The sequence below is a fragment of the Vibrio sp. 1CM23M genome, from assembly GCF_023161755.1.
Classification (GTDB): domain Bacteria; phylum Pseudomonadota; class Gammaproteobacteria; order Enterobacterales; family Vibrionaceae; genus Vibrio; species Vibrio coralliirubri.
In genome coordinates, this window is record NZ_JALNTR010000001.1 from 312,109 (window position 1) to 338,565 (window position 26,457).

The window sequence follows — 26,457 nt, forward strand, 5'->3', positions numbered from 1 at the left end:
AACTTAGCACCTGTGCGCTATAACGCACAACTAATTTTTGAAAAACTTGTAGAGAAAATATGCAAACAGAAATTAAAGTCGGCGTTAACTTGAAACGCCTTCGCCAAGAAAAAGGCTGGAGCTTAGACAAAACAGCCAAAGAAACAGGCGTGAGTAAAGCAATGCTAGGACAAATTGAACGAGGAGAATCCAGCCCAACAGTCGCTAAGCTCTGGCAGATCGCATCTGGGTTTGAAGTGTCATTTTCCAGTTTCATCACAGAAAGTTCGAACAATGAGCTGACGAGTTTATTCAGAGATGCAAACGAGTTAAGGCGTGAAGAATATAACGTTGGTTTCTTCGTCAGCTTATTATTTCCTTTTGAAGAGGCACTTGGGTTTGAGATCTTCGAGCTAACCCTCGCCCCTGGCTATCAGCATGAATCCGACCCGCATAACACTGGTGTCACTGAACATATATTATGTATTTCCGGAGAGATGGCCGTGCTTTTTGATGGTGAATGGCAAACATTACAGGCAGGACAAGCCGTTCGCTTTAACGCTAACCAGAAGCATGGCTACAAAAATATCGGTGAAGGTAATGCCGTATTTAATAATGTGATTCACTACCCGAATAACAAGCAATAGTGCCAGATTTGGCGCTAACGGATGTTTAGCGCTCACGAAAGGGGTGGCAAACCACTGGCCAGTATTAACTTAGAACAACTATACGTTGACAACCATGCTGCCATCTTCTGCTTGATAACGAGCCCATAGTTGAGAAAGGTTTTCTTTATTAAGCTGTATCTCTTTTTCTTTCAGAAACGCTTCGTTATGCAGCTTCGAATACGAGCGCTCAGCAAGGTCACAGCTAAATGTAACGATGGTTTTCCCTTTCCCCATTCTAGCTGCAGCGTATAGCGCACCTGCTACGTTCAACGACGAACTGCTTCCTAGAAGAATACCGTCATGTTCCGCAACAAGGCGGGATATCGTCACCAAATCCTGATCGGGAAGCGTGATTGCACGATTGATTTTTGCCTGCCTGAAATTTTCAACCGTTCGCATGATCCCTATGCCTTCCGTGAACGAACTTCCCGTTGATTGATAGTGTCCATTACGTAGAAACGAATAAATGCCGGACCCATTTGGGTCAACTAACCAAGTTTCGAGATTAGGTTTCTGCTCAGATAGATAATGTGAGTTTCCGGCAATGGTTCCGCCCGTCCCCACCACAGAAACTAGAGCATCAATATTCCCTTGGGTTTGCTGCCATATTTCCGGTCCAGTATTTAAATAGTGCGCTCGATAATTACTGAGATTTTCGAACTGATCTGCCCACCAATAATTCTCATTTTCAACGCCTATCCGCTTGGCCGTGTGGTAAAAGTGTTCAGGTTTTGCAAACGGACAAGGGTCGACCAATAACAGCTCAGCGTTATAAAGCGAGATCATACGCTCTTTCTCTTGTGCCTGCCCTTTTGGCATCACCACCAACATTTTATAACCGAGGGATTTAGCGACTAGAGCAAGGCCGATCCCTGTATTTCCTGCGGTACCTTCAACGATTGTCATCCCTGGCTTAAGCTTGCCAGCTTCTACGGCATCCTTAACAAGCTGAAGAGCTGCTCTATCTTTAATCGAACCTCCCGGATTCTGGTGTTCGCACTTAAGAAGAATCTCACAACCTGATATCTCTGAAAGACTGTTGATTCTAACAAGATCAGTATCGCCAATCAGTTCGCTGAGATTGTTTGCAATATGGGCAGATGACATCGCGACTCCGTTTATTTGTTGAGGATAGGTTTGTTCTTCGATTGGTTTGTCGATGACCATAAGCGTAGCTCTGAGACCTGCTTAGTCAAGAAGTGCCGGAATTGAAAACACTCTCATTTTCCAAATAACAATTATAATTAAGGGTGATCGATTAGATTGAGGGCAAAAAAATGTTTCTAAAAGAGAAAAAAAGCGGTGACCTCGTAGATGTTACTGAAATGACCAAATTAACCAACTTATTTCAAGACAGTATCGAAGGTCGGTTTCAAGCAGGTGAAGAACAGCAAGACCCCGAGATGTTTAAAAAGTCCGAACTGATGTTTATGTCAGGTGAAGAGTTACCTCGATGCTGGACAGATCCAAACTACCGCTCAGGGACTAAATAACCTTAGCTTTTCTAGAGCACCCGATGAGTCGCTATCGAAGCTCTGTTCTAAAACTGTTTGACGAACACCTTATAGGCTATCCCCCTGTTAAAACGTTCAGACGCATCTTTACTAGACACAAAAAAGCGAGCCACTTGCAACTTGGGCTCGCTTTTCGTTATCTGGTTTTCTTAGACTCTATTACAGATTATTCAGTTGGTGCTTGTAGCTTGGAAAGCGATTCCGCTCATAGTTCATTGCTGAACTAGGGTTGGATAACAAAGATCAAACACCCTAGAAGATGAATAATTTTCGTAACAAGTAAAATTCTTCGATTAATATTTTTATTAAAATGATTTTTAATATCAAATACTTAAAAACATTACATGTATCATGGTCCCACGTATTTTCAATATGAATAGATTATGAACGCTACTTTCATCCGCGATTAATACTCCCCCTGCATAGTACACCCATCAAAACAAACTATGACTATTTAGAGGTTCTTATGAAAAACATACTTATTGCTACTACACTAGTTCTGACTTCAGGCTTCGCAACAGCAAACACTTTACCAACAACGGGCGGATTTAATGGCCCGACGGCTAGTGCTCCTGTTACGGTTGCTCAAGTTCTAGAAGCAAGAGATGATACCCAGGTTCAGGTGACGGGTAACATTGTGCACTCTCTGGGAGACGACGAGTACAAGTTTACTGATGGTAAAAACGCAATTGTGATCGATGTGGATGATGAAGCTTGGGCTGGTTTGACGATTGCTCCGAATGATCAGATAACGATTATTGGCAACGTAGAAAAAGATAATTGGGAAGAGGCAACAATTGAAGTTGATAGAATTACAATTGGTAGCTAAATCGATTGAATACAGTGGTTTCTAAAGGACAACTGTCCCTCAAAGGAGCTCATGTGGCTCCTTTAACGTTTAGACCTGTAATAAATAGAACACTGTATTTACTTTGTGTTCTCGCTCATAGTTAAATAGCTATGCTCGTCTAACGCTAATTCAGAAAACGTTCACTTTCTCTAACAAAACCAGATTCTTAGGTTACAGACTGAATTTTGGTTCTACCGAGCCCTTTTTTGAGCTTGGAAACAAATGTAGAAGTGACTCACTTTGGGGCATAATTAAGTCAATTCTAGCCTCGTTGACTCGAAGGTCTACTAGATGAAGAAAGTATCGTTCGGGATGATTTAACCAACATAAAAAACAAAAAACGAGCCACTTGGGCTCGCTTTTCATTATCTGATTTTCTCAGACTCTATTAAAGAAGTTCTACCGACTGTTGAGCAATCACGAACTCTTCGTTGGTTGGGATAACCATTGCTACAGCGTCTAGCATTTCAGACTTCGCGATGACGCCTTCAGCGCCAAAGCGAGCGGCTTCGTTGCCAGCTACATCTTCAACAAAACCAAGAATCTTAAGGTTGTTTAGGATCTCACGACGAATTGGTAGAGAGTTCTCACCGATACCGCCAGTGAAGATGATTCCGTCTAAAGAATCTAACGTTGCAAGGTAAGAAGCAATGTATTTTGATACGCGGTAAGTAAACACCTCAAATGCTAACTTAGCACCTTCATGGCCCTCTTCCATTGCTTCTAAAATGCCACGAGCATCGCTCGTAAGACCAGACACGCCTAGGAAGCCAGACTCCTTGTTAAGAGAGTTGAAGACTTGCTCTTGCGACCAACCTTTCTTAAGTAGGTACTCGATGATGCCTGGGTCTAGGTCACCACAACGTGTGCCCATCATAAGGCCAGAAAGCGGTGTGAAGCCCATTGATGTATCAACACTATTACCGTCTTTGATAGCACATACAGACGCACCGTTACCTAGGTGAACAGAGATGAAACTCGCTTCTTCAACTGGCTTGTTTACCATTTTCGCAGCTTCACGGCTAACGAAGTAGTGGCTCGTACCGTGAAAACCGTAACGACGAACACCAAAGTCTGTGTATAGTTCTTTTGCGATTGCACCAGTGAATGCACGTTGTGGCATTGTTTGGTGGAAAGCCGTATCAAATACAGCAAATTGAGGTAGAGAAGGGAAAGCTTCAATCGCAGCACGGATGCCGATAGCACCTGCAGGGTTATGAAGTGGAGCTAGGTCAGATAGACTTTCAATTTCGTTCGTTACTTCTTCAGTAATACGAACGGTTTGAGTGAACTTCTCACCGCCGTGAACGATACGGTGACCGATAGCAACGATATCAGCAGTGAAGCCTAGATCTTCCATCAGGCCAACTAGTTTGCCAATGGCAATTTTGTGGTGGTTACCCTCACCTTGAATGGCAATTTCAGTTTTCTCGCCTTGATATTTCCAGCTCATGCGAGCATCTTCAAGACCAAAACACTCCCCTAGGCCACTCAATACTGCTTCACCAGAAACAGAATCAATGACAGCAAATTTTAGGGATGAACTACCCGAGTTAATAACCAGAACAAACGAATTAGACATTGGATATGGATCCTGTTTCAGTACGAATTGGATGAAGTGTTTACTTCAATTTTAGTTAAGCCCATTATTCAATAATTTTTGAATCTTTCAACTTTTGTTTTGAAAAAATCACTAAATGAACACAATTAAGTTGATCTTAGTCATCAAATTATTTATTTCGAGAGCGAAATTAAAAAATAGTTGAATAAGAAAATTAATGAACAGGTGACGCAAACGAGTGCTCACGTTATTTTTAACTTGATTCAGTTAATTAGAGCGACTCGAACAAATGCAGGTAATCCGCTTAGAAAACAACCACCCTTCCCTTTCGTCTGCTTATCATTACCGATAACTTTTTGCTCGATTTCTCAATTGCTCAGTGTTTGCATCAAAAAGCTCACTGGAATTGAAAGTAGTAATTTGATTGCCTTCGAGCACAACTCTACAAATAGATGCACTGTAACGTCGCTTAGATAGCCTTCACTCTTTGTTTTAGCATCTTGTAGCACGTTCTTTCAGTATAGGCTTAGAACGCGATACAGCTAAGTTTAGGCACTAACATTAGTTCTAGGCGCGATGCCTAGTTACATGAACGAAGCATAGTTACAGGGACGAAGCTTGATTAAAGTAAGCTGGCTACGAATATCGAACCAACCAAAGCTCAAGTTCAAATAGCAGGCACAAAAAAGCCGAGCATTACGCTCGGCTTTTAAATTCAGTGTCTAGACTAAAGCGTCTAAGCGACAGGTTGATTAACCTTCGTTGCGCTCTGGACGACGACCACGGTTACCACCGCCATTGCCGTTACCATGGCCACGTTCGCCACGGAAGTTACCACGGTGATCGCCACCACGGTTACGGTCGAAACGACGTTCGCCATCACGTCCGCCAGCAGAGTTACCATCGCGAGCACCATCACGGTTGCCACGGTATCCACCACGACCGCCTTCACGGTTACCACCTTCGCGGTTGCCGCCTTCACGGTTACCACGGTAGCCGCCACCATCACGACCGCCACGGTTGCCACCACGGTTGCCATCACGACCGCCGCCGCCACGACGAGGCTCACGGAAGTCATTGAAATCAACAACTACAGCGCCAGCTTCTTTTTGACGAATGCGAAGTTTGCTTAGCTTACCAGCAGTTTCAGAGTTCATTGCTTTTGGCAGTTGAACGTAAGTAGAACCTTGGTCTAGCTTGATAGCACCGATAGAACCTTTAGTTAGGCCAAGTTCGTTTGCTAGTGCGCCAACGATGTCTTTAACCTGAACGCCTTGCTCACGGCCAACTTGTAGTTGGTAAGTATCCCAATCTTGAGTATTGAAGTTGCGACCACCACCGTCACGGCCGTTGTCACGATCTTCACGACGCTCTTTGCGACGGTTCTTATCACGCTCAATAGCAGCGATCATTGGGTCTTCGCCAACGTAGAATAGTGGGCTCTTACCTTGCTGACGCTTAAGAAGCATTGCAGCTAGAGTAGCAGCATCAACTTCTAGAGACTCTTGAAGAGTAGAGATAAGACCTGCAAAGTTTTCTAGTGCTTTGCTTTCTTTCTCAGTTTCAAGTTCAGCGCCAAGCTTAGCAACACGTGCAGCAGCAACTTGGTCACGTAGAGGAAGTTGGATTTCTTCCATTTGAGACTTAGTTACGCGCTCGATTGTGCGAAGCATACGAATTTGGTTAGTGCGAACTAGTAGGATCGCTTTACCTTTACGTCCAGCACGGCCAGTACGACCAATACGGTGGATGTAAGATTCAACATCGAATGGGATGTCGTAGTTGAATACGTGAGTGATACGTGGAACATCAAGACCACGAGCTACAACGTCAGTTGCAACTAGGATGTCGATAACACCTTGTTTGATGTGATCAACAGTACGCTCACGTAGAGACTGAGGAATATCACCGTGCAGTGCAGCAGCTTTGAAGCCACGTGCAGATAGCCAATCAGCTAGACGCTCAGTGTCTTGACGAGTACGTACGAATACGATTGACGCGTCAGTTTCTTCAGTTTCTAGAAGACGAGACATTGCTTCGTCTTTTTCTACGCCTTTAACAACCCAGAAGTTCTGCGCTACTTTATCAACTGTGTGGTTAGTACCAGCAACGTCAACTTTAGCCGGGTTACGTAGGTAACGGTCAACAATAGTCTTAACCATTGGAGGCATAGTTGCAGAGAAAAGTACACGTTGTGCAGATTCTGGAGCTTGCTCTAGGATCCAAGTAACGTCATCTACGAAGCCCATTTTCAGCATTTCATCTGCTTCATCAAGAACAAATGTGTGTGCTTCATCTAGGTGTAGACGGTCACGAGTTAGTAAGTCTTTAACACGACCTGGAGTACCAACAACAATGTGAGCACCGCGGCTTAGAGCACGCATTTGGTCAACAATTGAAGCACCACCGTAGATTTCAATAACTTTAAGACCTTTGATATCACGGCCAAGGTTTTTGATTTCCGCAGCAACTTGAATCGCTAGCTCACGAGTAGGAGCCATGATGATTGCTTGTGGTTTGTGTTGGTTCAGGTTGATTTTGTTAAGTAAAGGCAGAGAGAATGCTGCTGTTTTACCAGTACCAGTCTGTGCTTTACCTAGTGCGTCACGGCCTTCAAGAAGAAGAGGAATAGCTGCTGCTTGGATTGGAGTCGGAGAAACGAAACCCATGCTATCAAGAGCTGAAAGAATGTTATCGTTTAGGGCTAATTCATTAAATTGAATTACAGATTCGGACATTGGGATCCCACTATATATAAGTAAACAAAAGGTCCCGGGAGCTCTATCAATTCCAATACTGATCCAATCAGATACTGATTCCATTCAGAGTTACGAAGCAGTAATAAAACACTTCAAGCCATTAGGGACGTCTAAGGGAGGCGGATTATTCCCTAAATGCATAAAAAAAGCCAGAAAAAATTGAAATACATCACATATTTTTCGGTTTTCTATCAATACTGGCTATCATATCGTCAAAACTTGATGAATATCTCGTCAGGGCGATAGAGTTCGACCAAATTGATAGAGTTAAATAAGAGGGCAATTAATTTACGCTCTCTTCGGCTTTAAGTAGTAATCGGGCCTCGCAATGATTATAGTGTGCTCAATTGTTCTCGTTAGATAAAAGTCAAATGTTTCAAGATAATCCTCTACTCGCTCAGCTCAAGCAGCAAATCCAAGAAACCCTCCCTAAAAAGGAAGGTACTATCAAAGCCACTGAAAAAGGCTTTGGTTTTCTCGAAGTTGATAGCAAAACAAGCTTCTTTATCCCACCTCCATACATGAAGAAATGTGTGCACGGTGACAAGGTGATTGCCATCATTCGCACAGAGAAAGAGCGCGAAGTAGCAGAGCCTGAGGAATTGGTTGAACAAGGTCTTACTCGCTTTATTGCGCGGGTTAAGCTTTTCAAAGGCCGATTGAACGTTGTTCCTGATCACCCGCAGCTCAAAAAACTGCAACTTAAAGCGAAAGCAATGAAGGGTCTAAACCCTGAAACGCTTAAAGAAGGTGACTGGGTTGTTGCTCATATCGTTCAACACCCATTAAAAGGTGACAATGGCTTCTTGGCTCAGATCTCTGAGAAAATCACAGACGCTGATGACAAGATTGCACCTTGGTGGGTAACGCTGGCACAAAACGATCTACCAAACAGCGAGCCTGAAGGCATCGACAACTGGCTAATCAACGATGACGCCGATCTTGAACGTGTAGACATGACGCACGTCCCTTTTGTGACTATCGATGGCGAAAGCACAAAAGATATGGATGACGCGCTTTACGCGAAGAAGAAAGAGAACGGCGATTTTGAACTGACTATCGCAATTGCTGATCCAACGGCTTACATCTCTCCAGATGATGCGATGGATAAAGTGGCTCGCGAGCGCGGTTTCACAATCTACCTTCCTGGTCGCAACATCCCAATGTTGCCTCGTGATCTTGCTGACAACCTATGTTCACTGATCGAGAACGAAGTTCGTCCTGCACTTTGCTGTACAGTAACGGTATCTAAAGATGGCGTTATCGGTGATGACATTAACTTCTTCGCTGCAAACATCAAATCTCATGCTCGTCTTGCTTACGACAACGTATCAGACTGGCTAGAGACAGGTACATCAGAGAAATGGCAACCATCAGAAGAGATTGCTGCAATTGTTTCTGATCTTCACCAATTTGCTCAAGCACGTTCAGCATGGCGCTCAGCAAATGCTGTTGTGTTCCCAGATCGCCCTGACTACCGTTTTGAACTGAGCGAAGATAACGATGTTGTCGCTATCCACGCTGACATGCGTCGTAGCGCAAACAAGCTGGTTGAAGAATCAATGATCAGCGCGAACATCTGTGCGGGCCGAGTACTAAAAGAAAGCTTCAACCAAGGTGTGTTTAACTGCCACTCTGGCTTCAAGGCTGAGAAAGTCTCTGACGTTCTTGAACTGGTAAACCCGCAAGCGGAAACACCGTTCACTGAAGAGCAAATCGTTTCTCTAGAAGGTTTTGCTACTCTACGTCGTTGGTTAGGCTCTTTAGACAATAGCTACTACGACAACCGTATTCGTAAATTCCAAGCGTACAGCGAGATCAGCAATGAGCCTGCTCCGCACTACGCGATGGGGTTAGATATTTACGCAACTTGGACATCTCCAATCCGTAAATACGGCGACATGATTAACCACCGTATGCTGAAAGCGCACATTTTAGGTAAAGCGCCAGTTCAAACACCGGATGAAACCATTGGTGATGAACTTGCCCTGCACCGCCGTCACCACGGCATGGCTGAGCGTAATGTTGGCGATTGGTTGTATGCTCGCACTCTAGCCAATGCTCCAGCAGAAGAAACTCGTTTCCAAGCTGAGATTTTCGATATTAACCGTGCAGGTATGCGTGTACGTTTACTTGAAAATGGTGCAGCTGCATTTATCCCTGGATCTCTCATTCTTAATAATAAAGAAAGAATAGAGTGCAACGGTGATATGGGTACTGTATCTATCGATAAAGAAATGGTATACAAACTGGGAGACGTTTTAGAAGTAGTTCTCTCAGAAGTTAATCAGGAAAACCGTAACTTAGTAGCAAAACCTACTCAAGTATTTGCGGACTTGCCTAGCGAGCCTGAAACGACAAACGAAACCGAAGCTTAAAGGCTTTAACAGCTACGACTTTCAAGGTTACGGCTTTCAAGGTTCACTTCTAAAGGCGCTAATTATTAGCGCCTTTTTTGTAAATGTCTCATGCTTAAACAATACTTAAAAAAAACAATCAATAAGCAATCAATTTACAACGTCAAAGAAGCTCACTATGTCATCAATCACAGTTACTCAGTTCAGAAACTTCATTCCCAGGAGACGAGAACGTTATCCTGCCTCTAAAAACGGTATCTTTATGGTATCGAAAGGCAGCATTTCTTTTGTGCTACCCAATGGTACTCAAGCCTCGTTGCAAGCCGGAGACTTCACCCTTTACAATTCTGGTCAGATTAAAGACATCACGGTTAACACTGAAAATGGCGAATTCAGCGCAACCTGCTTAGATTTTGATTTGGCTATCTTTCAGAAGTTCATTAATCAGTTCAGCGATTTAGAATCCACTCGAATCCCAGACAAGTACATTAAGTTCAATCAAACGGATACTGAGCTCTGTCAGTTGAAAGATCTCATCATGTCACTGGCCAACTCTTCGTCTCAGAATGACTACGCACTCACTCAGTTAGGCTTAAGCTTGCTGTCTTTGATGGTGGAACAGTACCCTGCTCTATTGGCTATTATTGCTCGAGCTTCAAGGTTAACCGTGACCCAAAGAGTCATTCATTACATCGAGCAAAACATTGAAAACAATATCTCTTTGGATACGCTCGCCAGTTACATGGGAATGTCACCGGCTACGCTTAAACGTCGCTTATCCGCTGAAGATCTGTCGTTCTCAAACCTATTAAAGATAAAACGTATTGCTCATGCAGCCACTCAGCTAAGAACATCGGATAAGTCGATCACTCAAATCGCGTATGAGTCCGGTTTTAAAAGTGCCGCTCACTTCAGCACGGCCTTTAAAACGTATCACGGCAAAACACCAAAAGACTTCCGTTCGCTAGTGGCACAAGCACAACTGCAAAGCGTAAAGCCGCAAGTTTAAACAAACAAAGCAATAGGATTGACGTGAACGTCTTAGTTGGGAACTGGTGTAAACCAAGTGGCTTCAATATTAGGCCACTTGGATTTGGGGTGAGGTCATTTGGTTTTGGGACTTAGTGGTTGAGTTTTGAGATTCAGCTAATTATCTTCAGGAACAGGCCACCAGCAAACGGGAAGCCGGAGTGACTATGACCAGAAGTACGATTTAGGGTCTTTTTCTATTTCCGCCAAAATAGCATCAAGATCCTTCGATTTAGGCAGGTACGGATAAGGCCCCCAATTCACAGAGTCGGTTTCGACATCCCCTTCAAGCGGCACCATCACTAACCAACAAGATAACGACTCATCAAAGGTCACGCAGGCGATCTCGTTTGTATAATCACTGTGAGATGAGTCGAGTAGATAATGCGCCTGAGAAAACAGCACACCACCCTCACACTCTTCATATAGAGATTTGCCTAGCTCGACAGGTAAACTGCGATTTCGAGATGTACAGAGCTTCTCAGCCCCAATTAAAAGACGATTCAGTTCGATATGAATAACGGACATAACACCCCTTGTAACTTCATAGAAACTTCTAAGTAGTGAATTCCTCTACTTAGCTTAGGACTCAACAAACATTTTAGCGAACAAGCGCAATCAAAATACCCGCCCTGCTCCCAGAAACGAATCTTGCTTTCGTAAACCCCAAAAGCTATGACTCACCAAGTGAACAGCTATACATCAAGCGTATGGAATTTCACAAAAGTGTCATATAACCGACCTATCATATGCGACAAATGTTATTAACTAGGAGTTGTTTATGTTACGAGTCGCGCTTGCCTCTCTTTTATCCTTAGCCCTGTCTTCTCATGCTGCTTTAGCACAAGAAACCACTATTTCGGGCTCCACTTCAGTATCACGAGTGATGGATGTATTAGCTGAGGAGTACAACAAGACTCACCCTGATAACTATATTGCGGTTCAGGGCATTGGTTCTACAGCAGGTATTACCATGGTTAATAAAGGTGTCTCTGACATCGGTATGAGTTCGCGTTATTTAACCGACCGCGAACAAGACGAGAAGTTGAAGGTATTTCCAATTGCCTTTGACGGCCTAGCTGTCGTAACTAACCGCTCAAACGCTGTAAGCAACGTTACACGTGAGCAGCTGTTCGATATCTACAAAGGCAAAATCACGAACTGGAAAGCTGTGGGTGGCGCAGATCAGCCTATCGCAGTTGTCACTCGCGAAGCGTCTTCTGGTTCCCGCTACAGCTTCGAAAGCTTGCTTGGTTTAACGAAAATCATTAATGACCGTCTAGTGTCTGACATCAACCCAAATAACTTGGTTGTAAACAGCAACAGCATGGTTAAAACGATTGTTAACCATAACCCGCACGCGATTGGTTTTATCTCTGTTGGTTCGATCGACCGTTCGATTAAAGCAATTACATTTGAAGGCGTAGAGCCAACATCTAAGAACATTGCTAACCACAGCTATGAATTGGCTCGCCCATTCTTGTTGCTGCACAAGACAGACTCAGTTTCTGACGAGAGCAAAGACTTCATCAAGTTCGTGAAGTCAAAGCAAGGGCAAGACCTTATCGAAGAGTACGGCTACACTCGCATTAAATAAGTGAGTGAGTTTTATCTTATGAAAAAAAAGAGAGAGCATTAAGCTCTCTCTTTTTTTTGGAATCTATAGAGTTCGTTTAGAAGTGAAGTTGAATCACGGAAACGATCACAGCGCCAGGACGACGAATACCTTCGATTTCTACGCGAATTTCGCGTTCAATCTCTAGGCCTTTCTTGATTGGCGTTACTTTTGTTAGCGTACTCTTAGCACGAACGTTACTGCCCGATTTAACAGGGTATGGGAAACGTACTTGGTTAAGACCAATGTTTACGACCATCTTCGCTGTTGGGAATTGAGACTTGTCAGGGTCAACACTGTCAGTCAATCGAGGAAGCAGAGATAAAGTTAAAAAACCATGTGCGATGGTTGTTTTGAACGGAGAGTCTGTTTCCGCTTTTTCAGGCTCAGTGTGGATCCACTGCATATCTTCAGTAACAAGGCCGAACTGGTTAATACGGTCTTGACTTACATTGATCCAGTCGCCAGTATGGATGACTTCACCGATCTGTTGACTAAGCTCATCAAACACAAGTTGTGCTTCTGGCTTAAGTAAGATCGGCTGTTCAACCGGCATCTCTGGTGCATCTTCATTGACAGCAGGTTTGTGGTGATCACGAACCCACGCAAAGAAATGACTATTTTGCGTACGATTAAGAAAGTCGCCCCAGTAATCTCTAAGAGCTGGAGACATCCATTGCATAAACTCTGAGTGTTGCGAAGACATGCTATCGCCTCGGTGTTTAAATAAATCAATGACTTTCATAAGAACCTCAATGCACAAAAAATTTCAATATAACTTCGTAATTTTGAAACACTTCACACTATTGTGCAAATGTTTTCGAGCATACAACCGTTAGCTGAACCTTGTTAAAATCATATTAAACATACACTTACCAATAAAACATCATTTTATTACAAAACCCAAATTAGAGTGTTAGCTCTATCACATAACAAACATTTGTTTATATAAAAGGCGTTTTTATTCATCAGTGGAATAAAAAAAGGCTTAGCGCAATGCTAAGCCTTAGTTTTTACAAGTAATTAATTTCCCAAGGGTTGGTCTTGTAAGAGACGAATCTTACAAGACACTCAATCCCCTATTCGTCATCAAGCGGAACCAGCTTGGTATTACCACCGTGTGCTTTCTCACGCTTACGTTGCACGAATGCGTAGAAGCCAGGGATTAGGAACGTACCCGCCAGTAACACACATAACAGGCCGCCGATCAGTGAAATACCCAAAGAGTTCTGACTCACGTGACCTGCGCCCGCAGCAAAGATAAGCGGGAAGATACCTAAGATGAACGACCAAGACGTCATGTTCACAGCACGGAAACGTAACGTACCGCCCTTCACCGCCGCATCTTCAATCGGTGCGTCTTTCTCTTCACGCTCAACCTTTGCGAATTCCACAATCAAGATTGCGTTCTTCGCGGCCAAGGCTATCAAGAGAACCAAACCAATCTGTGCATATAGGTTCAACGGTGTGCCCGTTAGATTCAACGCTAAGAAGGAGCCTAAGGTTGCGACAGGTACCACGAGGATAATCGCAATCGGTATTGTCCAACTCTCGTATTGAGCCACCATAAACAGATAGATGAAGATCAGAGCCAGTGCGAAAGCAAAGATCGCTTGGTTACCTGCTAGTACTTCTTGGTAAGCCATGCCTGTCCATTCGTACTGATAACCCTGAGGCAATACTTCTGCAGCTACGCGTTCCATTGCCGCAATCGCATCACCACTTGAGTAACCTTCTGCAGGTTGACCTTGAATCACCGCACTGCGGTACATGTTGTAACGCCATGCTACATCCGGTTCAAAGATCTGGTCGTAAGTCACCAATGTGCTTAACGGGATCATCTCGCCATTAGACGAGCGAACGTGGAATCGTTGTAGGTCGTCCATGCTGCTACGGTGTTCACTGTCAGCTTGCATGGTTACGCGGAAGTTCTTACCAAACATGGTGAAATCATTCACGTACAGAGAACCTAGGTTACCTTGTAGTGTTTGGAAGATTTCCGACAACGGAATACCAAGTTGCTGCGCTTTCTCACGGTCAATGTCGACATAGTAGTGCGGTACATTGGCACGGAAGGTACTGAATGTATGTGAAATCTCGGGCTGTTTAGCGGCCTCTGCAATCACGTCATTCATAACCATCGCTAGATCAGTTCGGCTACGACCTAATGTATCTTCAAGAACGAACTCAAAACCAGAAGCTGCACCCATACCCGGTACTGCTGGAGGTCCCATTGCAAATACAATCGCTTGAGGCAATTCTGTTGCTGCTCGACCGTTAATGCGTTGTGAGATAGCTTGCGCTGAATGTTGACCGTCCAGTGCGTTACGCATATCCCAATCGTGAAGCTTGATAAATAGCGACGCACCATTCGAAGCAGACGCGCCCGTCATGAATGCATAGCCATTAACCAGTGTTACGCCATCAACACCCGGCTCTTGCTCAACCATCTCTAGCAACTGCTCAGTCACATCTTCTGTACGAGACAGTGATGCCGCGTCAGGAAGCTGCACGTTAACCAGCAAGATGCCTTTATCTTCTTGAGGTACAAATGCCGTAGAGGTGGTTTTCGCGAAGTAAGTTACCGCCGCTAGCGCCACAACAAAGAAGGTAAACAGTAGAACACCCTTTTTCACAAGGAAGCCTGCAATTTGACCGTATTTGTTGGTTACGGATTCAAGACCACGGTTAAACGCTTGATACCAACGTGCTGTGTTACCACCGCCCTGCTTAAGAACCAATGAACACAATGCTGGTGACAGCGTTAGAGCGTTAATAGAAGAGATAACAACCGCAATACAGATAGTCAGAGCGAACTGACGATACATGATGCCAGTGATGCCTGGCAGCATCGCTACTGGAATGAATACTGCTAACAGAACCAAAGTAGAAGTAATGATCGGACCCGTTACTTCTTTCATCGCGATGAGCGTTGCTTTACGCGGCGAAATGGTTGGGTCTTTAGCCATCGTGGTATCAACGTTCTCGATAACCAAGATCGCATCATCTACTACGATACCAATCGCTAGTATCAAACCAAACAGAGTTACCGTGTTGATGGTGAAACCCGTCATCTGCATGATGGCAAACGTACCAATCAAAGATACCGGAATCGCGACCACAGGAATCAAGGTTGCACGCGCACTACCCAAGAACAGGTACGTTACCGCAATAACCAGCAAGATAGCTTCGATTAGGGTCTTTACTACCCCTTTGATCGACTCAGCAACAAACAGTGTGGTGTCGTAACTTGCTTCATACGCCACGCCTTCTGGAAAGTTCTTGCTTAAGTTTTCCAGCATCGCCATTACCGCTTTACCACTTTCCAGCGCGTTAGCGTCTGATTGAAGTGACAGCGTTACGATAGAAGCGTCTTGACCACGGTATTTACCATTGCCGTCGTAGAACTTTTTACCAAGCTCAACACGTGCGATGTCTTTTAAGTAAACCGTTGAACCATCCTGGCTAGCGCGAAGCACAACATTTTCAAACTCATCAGCCGTTTCTAGTCGGCCTTTGGTTACCAAGTTGAACTGCACTTCTTGTGCGTTGTCGTAAGGTGCTGCACCAATACGGCCAGCCGCTACCTGAACGTTCTGTTCAGCCAAGGCGCGATTCACGTCAGAGGTGGTTATATTGAGGTTAGCCATTTTCTCAGGATCTAACCAAACACGCATCGCGTATTCGCCACCACCCAATACGTTAACTTCACTGATGCCCTTCACACGAGCCAGCTGATCTTTAATGTTCAAGTTCACGTAGTTGATCAGGAATTGGTCATTGTACTCACCGTTTGGCGAATAGAAGTTCAATACCATCAACAGGTCTGGAGAACGCTTCTTAACCGTTACACCCACCATTCTTACTTCTTGTGGAAGCTTCGATTCGATCTGAGCAACTCGGTTCTGAACGTTGACCTGAGCCATATCTGGATCAGTACCAACATCAAAGGTCACGTTAAGGTTGTATGAACCATCGTTAGCACTTTTAGAAGACATGTAGATCATATCTTCTACGCCGTTAACCGACGTTTCTATGGGGTCGGCTATCGCCTGTTCCACCACTTCAGCACTTGCGCCCGTGTAGAATGCCGACACACTGACCGACGGTGGGCTTATTTTTGGATATTCAGCCACTGGCAATATAGCGAGAGAAATCGCACCCGCCAGCGTTAAGATTATGGATATAACAAGGGCGAACTTAGGCCTTTGAATAAAGAAACGACTTAACATAAATAGCCCCCTTACTCAGCTTGTTCAGCAGAAGCTTGAATACGAACAGACATGCCATTACGCACACGCTGTAGGCCTTGAGTGATGACCGCGTCGTTTTTCTCTAATCCAGAATGAACAATCACGCCACCTTCAATCTGACGGCCCATCTCGATGTTTCTGCGCTCAGCAACAGGTTCAGCTTCGCTTTCAACCAATACCATCACGAAGTCACCTTCGAGGTCGGTTTGCACTGCGCGACGAGGAATAGTCACAACATCAATAGATTGTTTCTCACGTAGATCAACGCGAACGTGTTGGCCTGGAAGTAGTTGCTGATTCGGGTTATCGGCAATCGCACGCATCGCGATCGTACCAGTATTGAGGTTTATACGGTTGCCTAAGAAGTCAAGCTGACCTAGGTGTTCGAACGCTTCACCGTTCTCAAGCATGATCTGAACTTCAACACCTGCAGAGTCGCTGCTGCCATCGCCTTCGATGCGGTCCATACCCAGCTCAATACGCTCACGCTCACTGATGCTGAACGATGCGTGGATTGGGTCTAGGCTAACCAACGTAGTCAATACACCTGAAGACGGTGAAACCAGATCACCCGTGCTCACTTTGGTATCGCTAATACGGCCAGAGAACGGCGCGATGATTTTGGTATGAGAAAGCTGAACATTCGCAGCATTTAGCTGTGCTTGGCTTGCTTCAAGCTGTGCTTGAGAACCTAACAAGTTTGCGGTTAATGCATCAAATTCAGATTGAGAGATACTGCCTTTCGGGAGTAGATTTTTACCACGATTAAAATCAAGCTCAGCTTTTTTAAGGTTCGCGTTCGCTTGAGCAACAGACGCTTTTGCGCTTGCTACTTCGGCTTCAAACGAAGAAGGTTCTATCGAGTAAAGCAATTGACCCTTTTCAACCATTTGGCCTTCATTAAAATGACGGCTTTGTAGGTAGCCAGAAACCTGCGCTGTAATAGCCGTGTCTTCAACGGCTTCTATACGACCGATATACGACTTACTTTGCTGGTGAGAAACAACGCTAACATCCTGTACAGCTACGAGAGGTAAAGGTGCTTGCTTGGCATTTTGAGCATCTTGTCCACACCCAGCAAGAATAAGAGAGCTTGCAAGAGCAGTAAGGATCAACTTTTTACGCATGGTTATACCGTCACTTATTAGTATTTGAACAGCATAAAATTTACGTAACACATCTGCTACCATTGTCCGAGGAATATCAATTATAACTGGCCAAAGTGTATCAATATGTTAATTGAAACCAAGCGCTTATAAAGTGATTACAAACACGCTACAATTCCTAAGTAAATCAATCTCTCAGCTTTTGTTCTCTATGGATATTGTCTAACATAATGTATTGTCAGACAGATAAGCATTCACATTTAATTGTTAAGGAATTCTCATGATTTCAAAATGGGCTAAACGTTTCTATCAAATGGCGGAATTGGTCGGTTCTTGGAGTAAAGATCCTTCAACTCAAGTCGGCGCCGTAATCACTAAGCACAACCGCATCGTTTCTGTTGGTTTTAATGGCTACCCACATGGCGTGTCTGATAGTGCGGATACTGATGACAGAGAGATGAAGTACCTCAAGACGCTTCACGCTGAAGAAAATGCAATTTTATTTGCTAAACGTGATTTGGACAGCTGCGAAATCTGGGTGACGCATTTCCCTTGTCCAAACTGTGCTGCAAAAATCATCCAAACAGGTATTTCAGCGGTACATTGCCCAGAGCAAAGTGAAGATTTTCTTTCTCGCTGGGGCGACAAGATTAAAGTTAGCCAAGATATGTTTGAGCAAGCTGGAGTACAAGTGGATTGGTTACCACTCGCTGACCTAGATTAAGCTAACAGATAGCAAGAACAAAAAAGCCGAGAGTCGATATTATCGCTCTCGGCTTTCTTTTGTTTGGACTTATAGTTTGGTCGCTATATTTTGGAAGCTATAGTTTAGAGGCTATAGCTTGGTCACTGTAAACTGATGAGCAAACTAAGCGCTCGTTGGGAATGCTTCCGCGTACGCTTCCATAAAGTCTTTACGAATATCTTGCTCTAAATGAATCGCTTTTTCGGTCGGACAGAAGATCATAAAGTGCACTTCTTGCTCACCTGTCGAACTGCTTGTGATATGGATGTGAGGCTCAGAACCCGGAAGGTCAACGCCAGCGTGCTTTTCGATCACACCGTTGTAACGGCGGGCAACATCGATAAACTCTTCACAGTGCTCTTCAATTTTCACAATAAGACCCGGCAGCATAGGGTATAGGTTTACAAAGTCTTTCACCGTCACAAAAAAGTTATGATAAACATAGCGCTTCATGAAGTTGAGGTTCTTTACCGGATAAGTGAAGAACATACTATTAGGCAGCGTGGCTGTCTTGCCAGTGAAGTGATATTGCCCATGATACAAATCGATTTCTTGAATCACAGTCGCCATCAAATTGTGCTCAATCACTTCACCGCTGATTTTACCCACTTCGATCCAGTCGCCGATTCTAAATGAGCGAGAACTCGCACGTTGAATAGAACCAGTGAAACACAAAATGATCTCTTTTGAGGCCACTACTATAGCAACAGCAATGGCCGTTACTGACAGCGCAAACTCGCTGATTTCGGATTTCCACAACACAAATAACGTTACAACAATAATCGCGAATGTGCCGTTTTTGGTTCGTGACATCCAGTTACGTTGGTCTTCACTAAGGAAAGCAACATCACCTCTTATTTGAGATAAGGTGATTCGGCGAATGATTAATATAATAGTGATAATCAACGCACTAAAAATAAACTTATGAGCGAGTAGAAAATCAATTACTTGCCACAACTTTTCCATTACTTATTCCTTTAGCTTTATAACGACGAGCTTTACAACAATTAGCATTTTCACGATTAGCGGAGACTTCGCTATGAAAAAGCGCTCAATTGTTGAGCGCTCGATTTCATTCTGGTATTAGCCAAGCTAAGGCTATCATTTTATCTTGGCAGAAGTAATAAATTGACCAAAAGTTTCACACCAAATCACAACCGTATTAAACCGATTAAGATCAGTACCTTCGGGAAGCTCAACCATAAAACGGTCGAATGTTTTTACATCTCCGACTCTCAGCAACTCATTCTTGCTGTCATTGAAAGCTTGCTCGGTTTCAATGAACTTAGGTGAAAGGTAAACCTTGTAATCAGGTCCCGGCGCCAGTTCACCTTCAAAAGCTATCGCACTTTCAGACACTGAAACGATACCTTCTCCCCAGTGTAAAAAGTCACTGTCTTGTCGATCTTTAGTGAACTCACCCGTGTAGATAGCCTGCTTACTGATCGCTTCAACAGAACTTGAGGAAGGAGAATCAGGCTCAATCAAGATAGGTAATGCGTAAACACCCAGCCCAAAACCAACAGCACCCACGGCTAAGTGGGTGCAAAGTAAAACTAACTTTTTCATCGCGTACTCCCTTATGCTTAAAGAGAGTATTATTGAATACTCTTAAAAATACAAAGAGATATAACGCTCTGATGTTCTATTTTTGGTAATGCGTCGCTGTACGTTGAGACAATTCAACAATCACTTTTACCGCTTGCTCCATGCCTTGAATGGTAATGAACTCATGAATACCGTGGAAGTTGTAGCCGCCAGTAAAGATATTCGGACATGGTAGCCCCATGAAAGATAAGCGAGCACCGTCTGTACCACCTCGGATAGGCTTGATCATTGGCTCAACATCGCACTTAATCATCGCTTGCTTCGCTAATTCAATAATATGTTGATGCGGTTCAACCATCTCTTTCATATTGAAGTAGCTATCGGTTAGCACCAGCTCAACGCGGCCTTTCTCAAGGCGCTCATTCAACTCGTCCACTTTCTGCTGCATGAATACCTTACGCGCTTCTACACCCTCACGTTCAAAATCACGGATGATGTATCCCAGTTCAGAGCGAGCCACACCCATTTCCGCCGATTTCAGGTGGTAGAAGCCTTCATAACCTTCTGTGCACTCAGGTGTTTCTTGCGCAGGCATCATCAATTGGAATTGCGCTGCAATGTTCATCGAGTTCACCATTTTACCTTTTGCGGTGCCCGGGTGAACGTTCACGCCATGACAGATAACATCGGCGCTCGTGGCATTGAAGTTCTCAAATTCCAACTCCCCAACTGGGCCACCATCAATGGTGTACGCCCACTCGGCGCCAAACTTTTCAACGTCAAACAGGTTCGCACCGCGGCCAATCTCTTCATCCGGTGTGAAACCAATGCAGATGTCACCGTGTTTGATGTCTGGATTCGCTTTTAGGTAAGCAATTGCACTGATGATTTCAGCGATACCCGCTTTGTTGTCGGCACCAAGCAGAGTTGTGCCGTCAGTCGTAATAAGGTCGTGACCATGTAAAGAATCAAGATCTGGGTACTGGCTTGGGTTCAAACTCTCGCCACTTTCCCCTAATTCAATCGTTCCACCTCGGTAATCTTTAATCACTTGTGGTTTCACGTTGGCGCCTGATGCGTCAGGAGCGGTATCCATGTGCGCCACAAAGCCAATCGCAGGCACTGGATAATCGACATTCGACGGCAGTTTCGCCATCAAGTATCCATTGTCATCTAAAGACACATCAACTAAGTCTAATGCCACCAATTCTAACTTTAAGGCTTCAGCAAAGGTAATCTGACCCGGTGAACTTGGGCATTGCTGATTAGAAGGATCGGATTTGGTATCAAAAGTAACGTAATTCAGAAAACGTTCTACAAGCTTTTCCATAATTCATCTCACCATGGGTTAAGTAATTGATTTACTGACCTAGTTATTAAGATAGATAAGCGATGTATTGTTATATAAATACAAACGCAGAGTCAGTAGCGAGGAGTTTCATCTTACGCCCCTGACCATGTATGTAATTGCTCTAAATCATTATTGTGCGAAATTAGATGCGCTTCCTATACTTGAAAACAGAGGGTTTCGTCAGTTCAACATTGCATACGGATGATAAGAGATCGCTTTGTACGCATTCTACGCCCTCCGCTCTCAGCCTAACAAAAGTACAAAGTGGATGATGATCACAATTTATCCTTGATGCAGAATCTGTCATACGTTACACGGAGACACAGTTATGACGATTAATAAATATTTCATTTTCTCTCCTCAAGCCTCTGAGGAAACGCTTCGACCAGTATTAACTGAGAAAGAAGTTCAAAGGCAGGAAGCTCTAAGACAGGCGCAAACCCAGGGTGGGTTAGACACAAACGCGACCTCGTAACTCAATGAATACCTAGCACTATCAAGACCCCTATAAAAAAGCTCTACGCTCTATCCTGTAGAGCTTTTTTTATTTTTGATCGGTTATCCTCTCTCCCGCCCCCAAAAAAGCGGCTAATTAAACCTTCGCTCATTGCTTGTTGTTCTTCACTTCTCGCGCACCGTTTGGCTCATAGTTTCTCGCGAATGTATTTTCACGTATTGCACACGCTAGCTTACGGCGCTGAGAAATGACTCACTAAACTCCGCGATGCCATACCTTGTCGTGTCATTTTGTGCTAATAATTCATATTCGTTTTCATTCCTCACTCGCCCTCTTTTCAAAACTATAATGCGAGTACCAGAGAACCTAACCACAGGAACCCCGAATTCAATGGAATATTCAAAGCTAGGAAGTAGTCAAATTCCCGTTTCCCGTATCTGTCTTGGCAGCATGACTTGGGGGCTACAAAATACGCAACAACAAGCAGACCAACAGATCGAATACGCATTAAGCCAAGGTATTAACTTTATCGATACCGCAGAGATGTACGCGGTTCCACCTTCTCCAGATACCTACGGCAAAACAGAAGCAATCATTAGTAACTGGTTATCGCGTAACCCACAGCGTCGCCAAGAGTTGATCATCGCGAGCAAAATTGCCGGACCTGGACTTCCTTGGGTTCGAGATGGTGGACCGATAACCGGTGAAGCTGTGATCGCAGCCGTCGACGCATCATTAAAACGCCTACAAACAGACTATATCGACCTTTACCAACTTCATTGGCCAAATCGCACAACGCCTCACTTTGGTAAGCATTTTCCGAATCACATTCGATTCAGTGATATTGACCGAAAGCAACATGAAGCTGAGATGTTGGAAATCCTACAAGCACTGGCAACCTGCATTAAGGCGGGTAAAATTCGCCATGTCGGGCTTTCAGATGATTCTACTTGGGGCATTAACACATACCTCAAGCTGAGCGAGAAACACGATTTGCCACGTATGGTTTCGATTCAGAATGAATTTAGCTTGCTCCACGCAAAAGACTGGCCATATCTGATTGAGAACTGTGTGCATGAAGATGTCGCTTACCTGCCATGGTCGCCTTTAGCTGCAGGCATGTTGAGTGGAAAGTACATCGATGGCGCAAGACCGGAAGGCAGCCGTTGGACTTACATGCAACGTAAAGGCATCTTCCGTGACACTGAATCTGCCAACGAAGCGGTTAAAGGCTATGTTGAAGTGGCGAATGCTCATGGGTTCACTCCGAGCCAACTGGCATTGGCTTGGTGTAATCAAGTTGATGGGGTGACGTCCACCATCATTGGAGCAACCACTATGGAGCAGCTAAAAGAGAACGTAGCCGCTTTCAGTAAACCGCTATCAGAAGAGATCCTGGCTGATATCAACACGGTATTTAAACGCTACCCTGCACCGTATTAAGCTGTCAGTTCAGCTTAACTTAGGCAAGTAATTCCCATAAGAGCGCGCTATTTAGTGCGCTTTTCTTTTTTAAGTGGGTTGCTTTTGCTTTTTATATGGATCGCATAGAGTCATCACGCTTTTGGTTCGCTAACCTTTGCTCTATAATGCGCGGGCTTATATCTAGGATAAAAACATGATTTCAAAAAACCAATTAAAACTCCTTCGTGCTTTGGGCCAAAAGAAACAACGTAAAGCCCACGGCTTGTTTCTAGTTCAAGGTGAAAAGAACGTTCTTGAGCTGTTCAATAGTGACTTAGTGGTGAAGAACGTCTTTGCTACCGCTGATTTCTTATCTGAAAATCATGCTTCACTGATTGAGTTTGATTGTGTTGAAGCTTCGCTGGATGATCTAACCAAAGCGAGCACTTTGGTAAGTAACAACGCAGCGATTGCGGTTGTTGAGATCCCAACGTTTGAGCTACCAGAAGCAACAGGACTGATGATCGCGCTTGATGGCGTTTCAGACCCTGGCAACCTAGGTACGATTATTCGCGTAGCAGACTGGTATGGCATCAAGCATATTGTTGCGAGCAGTGATTGCGCAGACCCATACAACCCTAAAACGATCAGCGCGACTATGGGCAGTTTTGGCCGAGTTCACGTAAGCCAAACTGACTTACCTGCTTACTTAGAGCAAGCGAACCTACCGGTTTACGGTGCTTTCTTAGAAGGCGAAAGTGTTCATAAGACTGAGTTTACTGCTAACGGCATTTTATTGATGGGCAGTGAGTCTCACGGCATCCGTGAACACGCGGCTAAATACGTGACTGATAAGATTACGATTCCAGCATTCGGCGGCGCAGAGTCTTTGAACGTGGCAATGGCGACAGGCATTATTCTCGACAACATGCGTCGTCAGCATAGCTAGACCTCTAAGCTAACTAGCCAATCGACAGTGTTCAGATATTAAAAAAGGCGTATTGATTAAATCAGTACGCCTTTTTATTTGAGTTCTTTTCAACAATTACTTTTCTAGCATTGCCAATTTATCAGCGACACCATTCCACTTTTCAGCGTCATCCATTGGTGCTTTTACTTCCGTTTGTACCGGCCAAATCTCAGCGAGCTCTGCGTTCACTTCGATGAAGATCTTTTGATCTTCTGGCAGTTCATCTTCTTGGAAGATTGCTTGAGCATCACATTCAGGTACACACAAGCCACAATCAATACATTCGATTGGGTTGATTACCATGAAATTTGGGCCTTCATGGAACGCATCTGCGGGGCACACTGCCACACAGTCTGTGTATTTACATTGAATACAATTATCGCCTACGACAAATGCCATGATGCTCTGCTCTATAAGTTAGTCAAAATTGAAGAATGGGGATAATACTCATCCCAAAGCAAAATTCAACATCATACGGCTCTAATATCGTGTCTATTTGCTCCATGTTTCCAAATTAGTATGACAGATAAATCAATTTCTCGTAAAATGCGCGCCATTGTGAGCTTATCGCTTCTTTGAACATCAGCGTTTTCATCAAACTCTGTATCAAGAAACGATCTAGCTAAGACACCTATAAAAACGAGACATCGAAATGATACGTTTAACCGAAATTAAACTCCCTCTAGACCATGAAGAGTCAGCGATTCAAGACGCTATTGAAGCGAAACTTGGTATTAACTCTGATCAGGTACTCTCTTTTAATATCTTTAAACGTGGCTACGATGCTCGTAAGAAATCAAAGATCTTACTTATCTACACGCTTGACGTTCTCGTTGAAAATGAAGCTGAGTTGTTAGAACAATTCATTAGCGACCCGCACGTAAAAGTGACTCCTGATATGGAGTACAAGTTTGTTGCTAAAGCGGTTGAGAACCAAACTGAGCGCCCTGTGGTTATCGGTTTTGGCCCATGTGGTCTATTCGCTGGCCTAGTGCTTGCTCAAATGGGTTTCAACCCAATCATCGTTGAGCGTGGTAAAGAAGTTCGTGAACGTACAAAAGATACCTTTGGTTTCTGGCGTAAGCGTACGCTGAACACAGAATCAAACGTACAGTTTGGTGAAGGCGGCGCAGGTACTTTCTCTGACGGTAAACTTTATAGCCAAGTAAAAGATCCAAAGCACTACGGCCGTAAGGTAATCGAAGAATTCGTAGCTGCTGGCGCACCAGAAGAAATTCTATACGTAAGTAAGCCACACATCGGTACCTTTAAACTGGTTACCATGATCGAAAAGATGCGCGCTTCTATCATTGAACTTGGTGGCGAAATCCGTTTCAGCACTCGTGTTGACGACGTTCATATGGAAGATGGTCAAATCACTGGCTTAACGCTTTCTAACGGTGAAGAGATTAAATCTCGCCACGTTGTACTAGCAGTTGGCCACAGTGCTCGTGACACGTTTGAAATGCTGTACGATCGTGGCGTTTACATGGAAGCGAAGCCTTTCTCTGTTGGTTTCCGTATCGAACACAAGCAATCGATGATCGATGAAGCTCGTTTCGGTAAGAACGCAGGCAACCCAATCCTAGGTGCAGCGGACTACAAACTGGTTCACCACTGTAAGAATGGCCGCACTGTATACAGCTTCTGTATGTGCCCAGGCGGTACTGTAGTAGCTGCAACGTCTGAAGAAGGCCGCGTAGTAACGAACGGCATGAGCCAATATTCTCGTGCAGAACGTAACGCAAACAGCGCAATCGTTGTAGGTATCGACCCAGAGCGTGATTACCCTGGTGATGCACTGGCTGGTATCCGTTTACAGCGTGAGCTAGAAAGCGGCGCTTATGTTCTTGGTGGTGAAAACTACGATGCACCAGCTCAGAAAATCGGTGACTTCTTGAAAGGTCGCGATCCAAGTGCAATCGGTGAAGTACAACCGTCATTCACGCCGGGTATCCACCTGACTGATATTTCAAAAGCGCTGCCTGATTTTGCTATCGAAGCGATTCGTGAAGCAATCCCAGCGTTCGAGAAGAAGATCAAAGGTTTCTCTACGCCAGATGGCCTACTAACCGGTGTTGAAACTCGTACGTCTTCTCCTGTATGCATCAAACGTGGCAAAGACTTCCAAAGCATCAACCTTAAGGGCTTCTTCCCGGCAGGTGAAGGTGCAGGCTACGCAGGCGGCATCCTGTCTGCTGGTATCGACGGCATTAAGGCTGCAGAAGCGCTAGCACTATCAATGGTAGAGCAGAACCAAGCTGAGAAGATTGAGATCGCTTAAGCGCTTT

Annotated in this window: 21 protein-coding genes; 10 read left to right on the plus strand and 11 right to left on the minus strand. The window is 44.3% G+C overall.

The genetic code is table 11. From position 1 onward, the window contains the following. Positions 1 to 59 precede the first annotated feature (59 nt). Positions 60 to 626, plus strand: coding sequence for an XRE family transcriptional regulator (locus MSG35_RS01315; protein WP_060980482.1), 567 nt, complete (start codon positions 60 to 62; stop codon positions 624 to 626). Between the two features lie 78 nt (positions 627 to 704). Here the strand turns inward: MSG35_RS01315 and MSG35_RS01320 are convergent, their stop codons facing one another. Beyond that, positions 705 to 1,754, minus strand: a complete 1,050-nt coding sequence (locus tag MSG35_RS01320) for a cysteine synthase A (protein WP_248383232.1) — start codon at positions 1,752 to 1,754, stop codon at positions 705 to 707. A 170-nt stretch (positions 1,755 to 1,924) separates the two neighbouring features. Here MSG35_RS01320 and MSG35_RS01325 point away from each other — a divergent pair, with 170 nt between their 5' ends. After that, positions 1,925 to 2,140 carry a hypothetical protein gene (locus MSG35_RS01325; RefSeq protein WP_017067490.1) on the plus strand — a complete coding sequence of 72 codons (216 nt, stop codon included), beginning with the start codon at positions 1,925 to 1,927 and terminating at the stop codon, positions 2,138 to 2,140. A gap of 487 nt (positions 2,141 to 2,627) precedes the next feature. Continuing rightward, positions 2,628 to 2,990, plus strand: coding sequence for a NirD/YgiW/YdeI family stress tolerance protein (locus tag MSG35_RS01330; protein ID WP_050650881.1), 363 nt, complete (start codon positions 2,628 to 2,630; stop codon positions 2,988 to 2,990). Between the two features lie 409 nt (positions 2,991 to 3,399). Here the strand turns inward: MSG35_RS01330 and MSG35_RS01335 are convergent, their stop codons facing one another. Together MSG35_RS01335 and MSG35_RS01340 are read right to left on the minus strand one after the other, a co-directional pair. Next, positions 3,400 to 4,593 carry an acetate/propionate family kinase gene (locus MSG35_RS01335; RefSeq protein WP_108082395.1) on the minus strand — a complete coding sequence of 398 codons (1,194 nt, stop codon included), beginning with the start codon at positions 4,591 to 4,593 and terminating at the stop codon, positions 3,400 to 3,402. Between the two features lie 731 nt (positions 4,594 to 5,324). Then, a complete protein-coding gene (locus MSG35_RS01340) occupies positions 5,325 to 7,394 on the minus strand; it encodes a DEAD/DEAH box helicase (protein WP_080582207.1) in 2,070 nt (689 codons plus the stop codon). A 308-nt stretch (positions 7,395 to 7,702) separates the two neighbouring features. Here MSG35_RS01340 and rnb point away from each other — a divergent pair, with 308 nt between their 5' ends. Further along, a complete protein-coding gene (gene rnb / locus MSG35_RS01345; protein WP_248382552.1) occupies positions 7,703 to 9,709 on the plus strand; it encodes an exoribonuclease II in 2,007 nt (668 codons plus the stop codon). Positions 9,710 to 9,866: 157 nt separating this feature from the next. Next, complete coding sequence (locus MSG35_RS01350) at positions 9,867 to 10,697, plus strand: AraC family transcriptional regulator (RefSeq protein WP_048614807.1); 831 nt, start codon at positions 9,867 to 9,869, stop codon at positions 10,695 to 10,697. A gap of 185 nt (positions 10,698 to 10,882) precedes the next feature. On the opposite strand, the gene MSG35_RS01355 is transcribed toward MSG35_RS01350, so the two are convergent. Continuing rightward, positions 10,883 to 11,245 (minus strand): DUF3024 domain-containing protein, encoded by a 363-nt coding sequence (locus MSG35_RS01355; protein WP_050632930.1) that lies wholly within the window; start codon positions 11,243 to 11,245, stop codon positions 10,883 to 10,885. Positions 11,246 to 11,498: 253 nt separating this feature from the next. Here MSG35_RS01355 and MSG35_RS01360 point away from each other — a divergent pair, with 253 nt between their 5' ends. Next, entirely contained in the window at positions 11,499 to 12,314 is an 816-nt protein-coding gene (locus MSG35_RS01360) for a phosphate ABC transporter substrate-binding protein (protein WP_017064361.1), read from the plus strand. Positions 12,315 to 12,390: 76 nt separating this feature from the next. Here MSG35_RS01360 and MSG35_RS01365 read toward each other — a convergent pair whose 3' ends face one another. The 3 genes from MSG35_RS01365 to MSG35_RS01375 all read right to left on the minus strand — a co-directional run bounded on the left by MSG35_RS01365 (position 12,391) and on the right by MSG35_RS01375 (position 17,712). Next, the gene (locus MSG35_RS01365) at positions 12,391 to 13,077 is read right to left on the minus strand and encodes a MaoC family dehydratase (protein ID WP_172378761.1); all 687 of its coding nucleotides are present in this window, start codon (positions 13,075 to 13,077) and stop codon (positions 12,391 to 12,393) included. A gap of 334 nt (positions 13,078 to 13,411) precedes the next feature. Beyond that, positions 13,412 to 16,564: a multidrug efflux RND transporter permease subunit gene (locus MSG35_RS01370; RefSeq protein ID WP_050644317.1), complete on the minus strand. Its 3,153-nt coding sequence runs from the start codon at positions 16,562 to 16,564 to the stop codon at positions 13,412 to 13,414. A gap of 11 nt (positions 16,565 to 16,575) precedes the next feature. Continuing rightward, a complete protein-coding gene (locus MSG35_RS01375; protein ID WP_029405640.1) occupies positions 16,576 to 17,712 on the minus strand; it encodes an efflux RND transporter periplasmic adaptor subunit in 1,137 nt (378 codons plus the stop codon). A 259-nt stretch (positions 17,713 to 17,971) separates the two neighbouring features. Between MSG35_RS01375 and MSG35_RS01380 the strand changes: the two genes are divergently transcribed. Further along, positions 17,972 to 18,415 carry a cytidine/deoxycytidylate deaminase family protein gene (locus tag MSG35_RS01380; RefSeq protein WP_004737813.1) on the plus strand — a complete coding sequence of 148 codons (444 nt, stop codon included), beginning with the start codon at positions 17,972 to 17,974 and terminating at the stop codon, positions 18,413 to 18,415. 144 nt (positions 18,416 to 18,559) lie between these two features. Here MSG35_RS01380 and MSG35_RS01385 read toward each other — a convergent pair whose 3' ends face one another. The 3 genes from MSG35_RS01385 to pepT form a co-directional block, all read right to left on the minus strand. Further along, positions 18,560 to 19,402, minus strand: a complete 843-nt coding sequence (locus MSG35_RS01385; protein WP_019825095.1) for a mechanosensitive ion channel family protein — start codon at positions 19,400 to 19,402, stop codon at positions 18,560 to 18,562. Between the two features lie 135 nt (positions 19,403 to 19,537). Beyond that, entirely contained in the window at positions 19,538 to 20,005 is a 468-nt protein-coding gene (locus MSG35_RS01390) for a DM13 domain-containing protein (RefSeq protein WP_050632925.1), read from the minus strand. A gap of 76 nt (positions 20,006 to 20,081) precedes the next feature. After that, positions 20,082 to 21,314, minus strand: coding sequence for a peptidase T (gene pepT, locus MSG35_RS01395; RefSeq protein WP_081230872.1), 1,233 nt, complete (start codon positions 21,312 to 21,314; stop codon positions 20,082 to 20,084). 868 nt (positions 21,315 to 22,182) lie between these two features. Here pepT and MSG35_RS01400 point away from each other — a divergent pair. Both MSG35_RS01400 and MSG35_RS01405 read left to right on the plus strand, forming a co-directional pair. Next, positions 22,183 to 23,235 carry an aldo/keto reductase gene (locus tag MSG35_RS01400; protein ID WP_282449798.1) on the plus strand — a complete coding sequence of 351 codons (1,053 nt, stop codon included), beginning with the start codon at positions 22,183 to 22,185 and terminating at the stop codon, positions 23,233 to 23,235. Between the two features lie 175 nt (positions 23,236 to 23,410). Further along, positions 23,411 to 24,145 (plus strand): RNA methyltransferase, encoded by a 735-nt coding sequence (locus MSG35_RS01405; protein WP_017067486.1) that lies wholly within the window; start codon positions 23,411 to 23,413, stop codon positions 24,143 to 24,145. A 96-nt stretch (positions 24,146 to 24,241) separates the two neighbouring features. On the opposite strand, the gene fdxA is transcribed toward MSG35_RS01405, so the two are convergent. Further along, the gene (fdxA, locus tag MSG35_RS01410) at positions 24,242 to 24,565 is read right to left on the minus strand and encodes a ferredoxin FdxA (RefSeq protein ID WP_010431058.1); all 324 of its coding nucleotides are present in this window, start codon (positions 24,563 to 24,565) and stop codon (positions 24,242 to 24,244) included. Between the two features lie 253 nt (positions 24,566 to 24,818). Here fdxA and MSG35_RS01415 point away from each other — a divergent pair, with 253 nt between their 5' ends. After that, positions 24,819 to 26,450 carry an NAD(P)/FAD-dependent oxidoreductase gene (locus MSG35_RS01415; protein ID WP_048606003.1) on the plus strand — a complete coding sequence of 544 codons (1,632 nt, stop codon included), beginning with the start codon at positions 24,819 to 24,821 and terminating at the stop codon, positions 26,448 to 26,450. Positions 26,451 to 26,457 lie beyond the last annotated feature (7 nt).

Bases quoted from the DNA above. Each gene is read 5' to 3' on its own strand.
- MSG35_RS01370 (WP_050644317.1), bottom strand. From the start codon at position 16,564: ATGTTAAGTCGTTTCTTTATTCAAAGGCCTAAGTTCGCCCTTGTTATA.
- rnb (WP_248382552.1), top strand. From the start codon at position 7,703: ATGTTTCAAGATAATCCTCTACTCGCTCAGCTCAAGCAGCAAATCCAA.
- MSG35_RS01375 (WP_029405640.1), bottom strand. From the start codon at position 17,712: ATGCGTAAAAAGTTGATCCTTACTGCTCTTGCAAGCTCTCTTATTCTT.
- MSG35_RS01405 (WP_017067486.1), top strand. From the start codon at position 23,411: ATGATTTCAAAAAACCAATTAAAACTCCTTCGTGCTTTGGGCCAAAAG.
- MSG35_RS01415 (WP_048606003.1), top strand. From the start codon at position 24,819: ATGATACGTTTAACCGAAATTAAACTCCCTCTAGACCATGAAGAGTCA.
- MSG35_RS01350 (WP_048614807.1), top strand. From the start codon at position 9,867: ATGTCATCAATCACAGTTACTCAGTTCAGAAACTTCATTCCCAGGAGA.
- MSG35_RS01380 (WP_004737813.1), top strand. From the start codon at position 17,972: ATGATTTCAAAATGGGCTAAACGTTTCTATCAAATGGCGGAATTGGTC.
- fdxA (WP_010431058.1), bottom strand. From the start codon at position 24,565: ATGGCATTTGTCGTAGGCGATAATTGTATTCAATGTAAATACACAGAC.
- MSG35_RS01315 (WP_060980482.1), top strand. From the start codon at position 60: ATGCAAACAGAAATTAAAGTCGGCGTTAACTTGAAACGCCTTCGCCAA.
- MSG35_RS01340 (WP_080582207.1), bottom strand. From the start codon at position 7,394: ATGGAATCAGTATCTGATTGGATCAGTATTGGAATTGATAGAGCTCCC.
- MSG35_RS01390 (WP_050632925.1), bottom strand. From the start codon at position 20,005: ATGAAAAAGTTAGTTTTACTTTGCACCCACTTAGCCGTGGGTGCTGTT.
- MSG35_RS01385 (WP_019825095.1), bottom strand. From the start codon at position 19,402: ATGGAAAAGTTGTGGCAAGTAATTGATTTTCTACTCGCTCATAAGTTT.
- MSG35_RS01320 (WP_248383232.1), bottom strand. From the start codon at position 1,754: ATGTCATCTGCCCATATTGCAAACAATCTCAGCGAACTGATTGGCGAT.
- MSG35_RS01365 (WP_172378761.1), bottom strand. From the start codon at position 13,077: ATGAAAGTCATTGATTTATTTAAACACCGAGGCGATAGCATGTCTTCG.
- MSG35_RS01325 (WP_017067490.1), top strand. From the start codon at position 1,925: ATGTTTCTAAAAGAGAAAAAAAGCGGTGACCTCGTAGATGTTACTGAA.
- MSG35_RS01335 (WP_108082395.1), bottom strand. From the start codon at position 4,593: ATGTCTAATTCGTTTGTTCTGGTTATTAACTCGGGTAGTTCATCCCTA.
- MSG35_RS01360 (WP_017064361.1), top strand. From the start codon at position 11,499: ATGTTACGAGTCGCGCTTGCCTCTCTTTTATCCTTAGCCCTGTCTTCT.
- pepT (WP_081230872.1), bottom strand. From the start codon at position 21,314: ATGGAAAAGCTTGTAGAACGTTTTCTGAATTACGTTACTTTTGATACC.
- MSG35_RS01355 (WP_050632930.1), bottom strand. From the start codon at position 11,245: ATGTCCGTTATTCATATCGAACTGAATCGTCTTTTAATTGGGGCTGAG.
- MSG35_RS01330 (WP_050650881.1), top strand. From the start codon at position 2,628: ATGAAAAACATACTTATTGCTACTACACTAGTTCTGACTTCAGGCTTC.
- MSG35_RS01400 (WP_282449798.1), top strand. From the start codon at position 22,183: ATGGAATATTCAAAGCTAGGAAGTAGTCAAATTCCCGTTTCCCGTATC.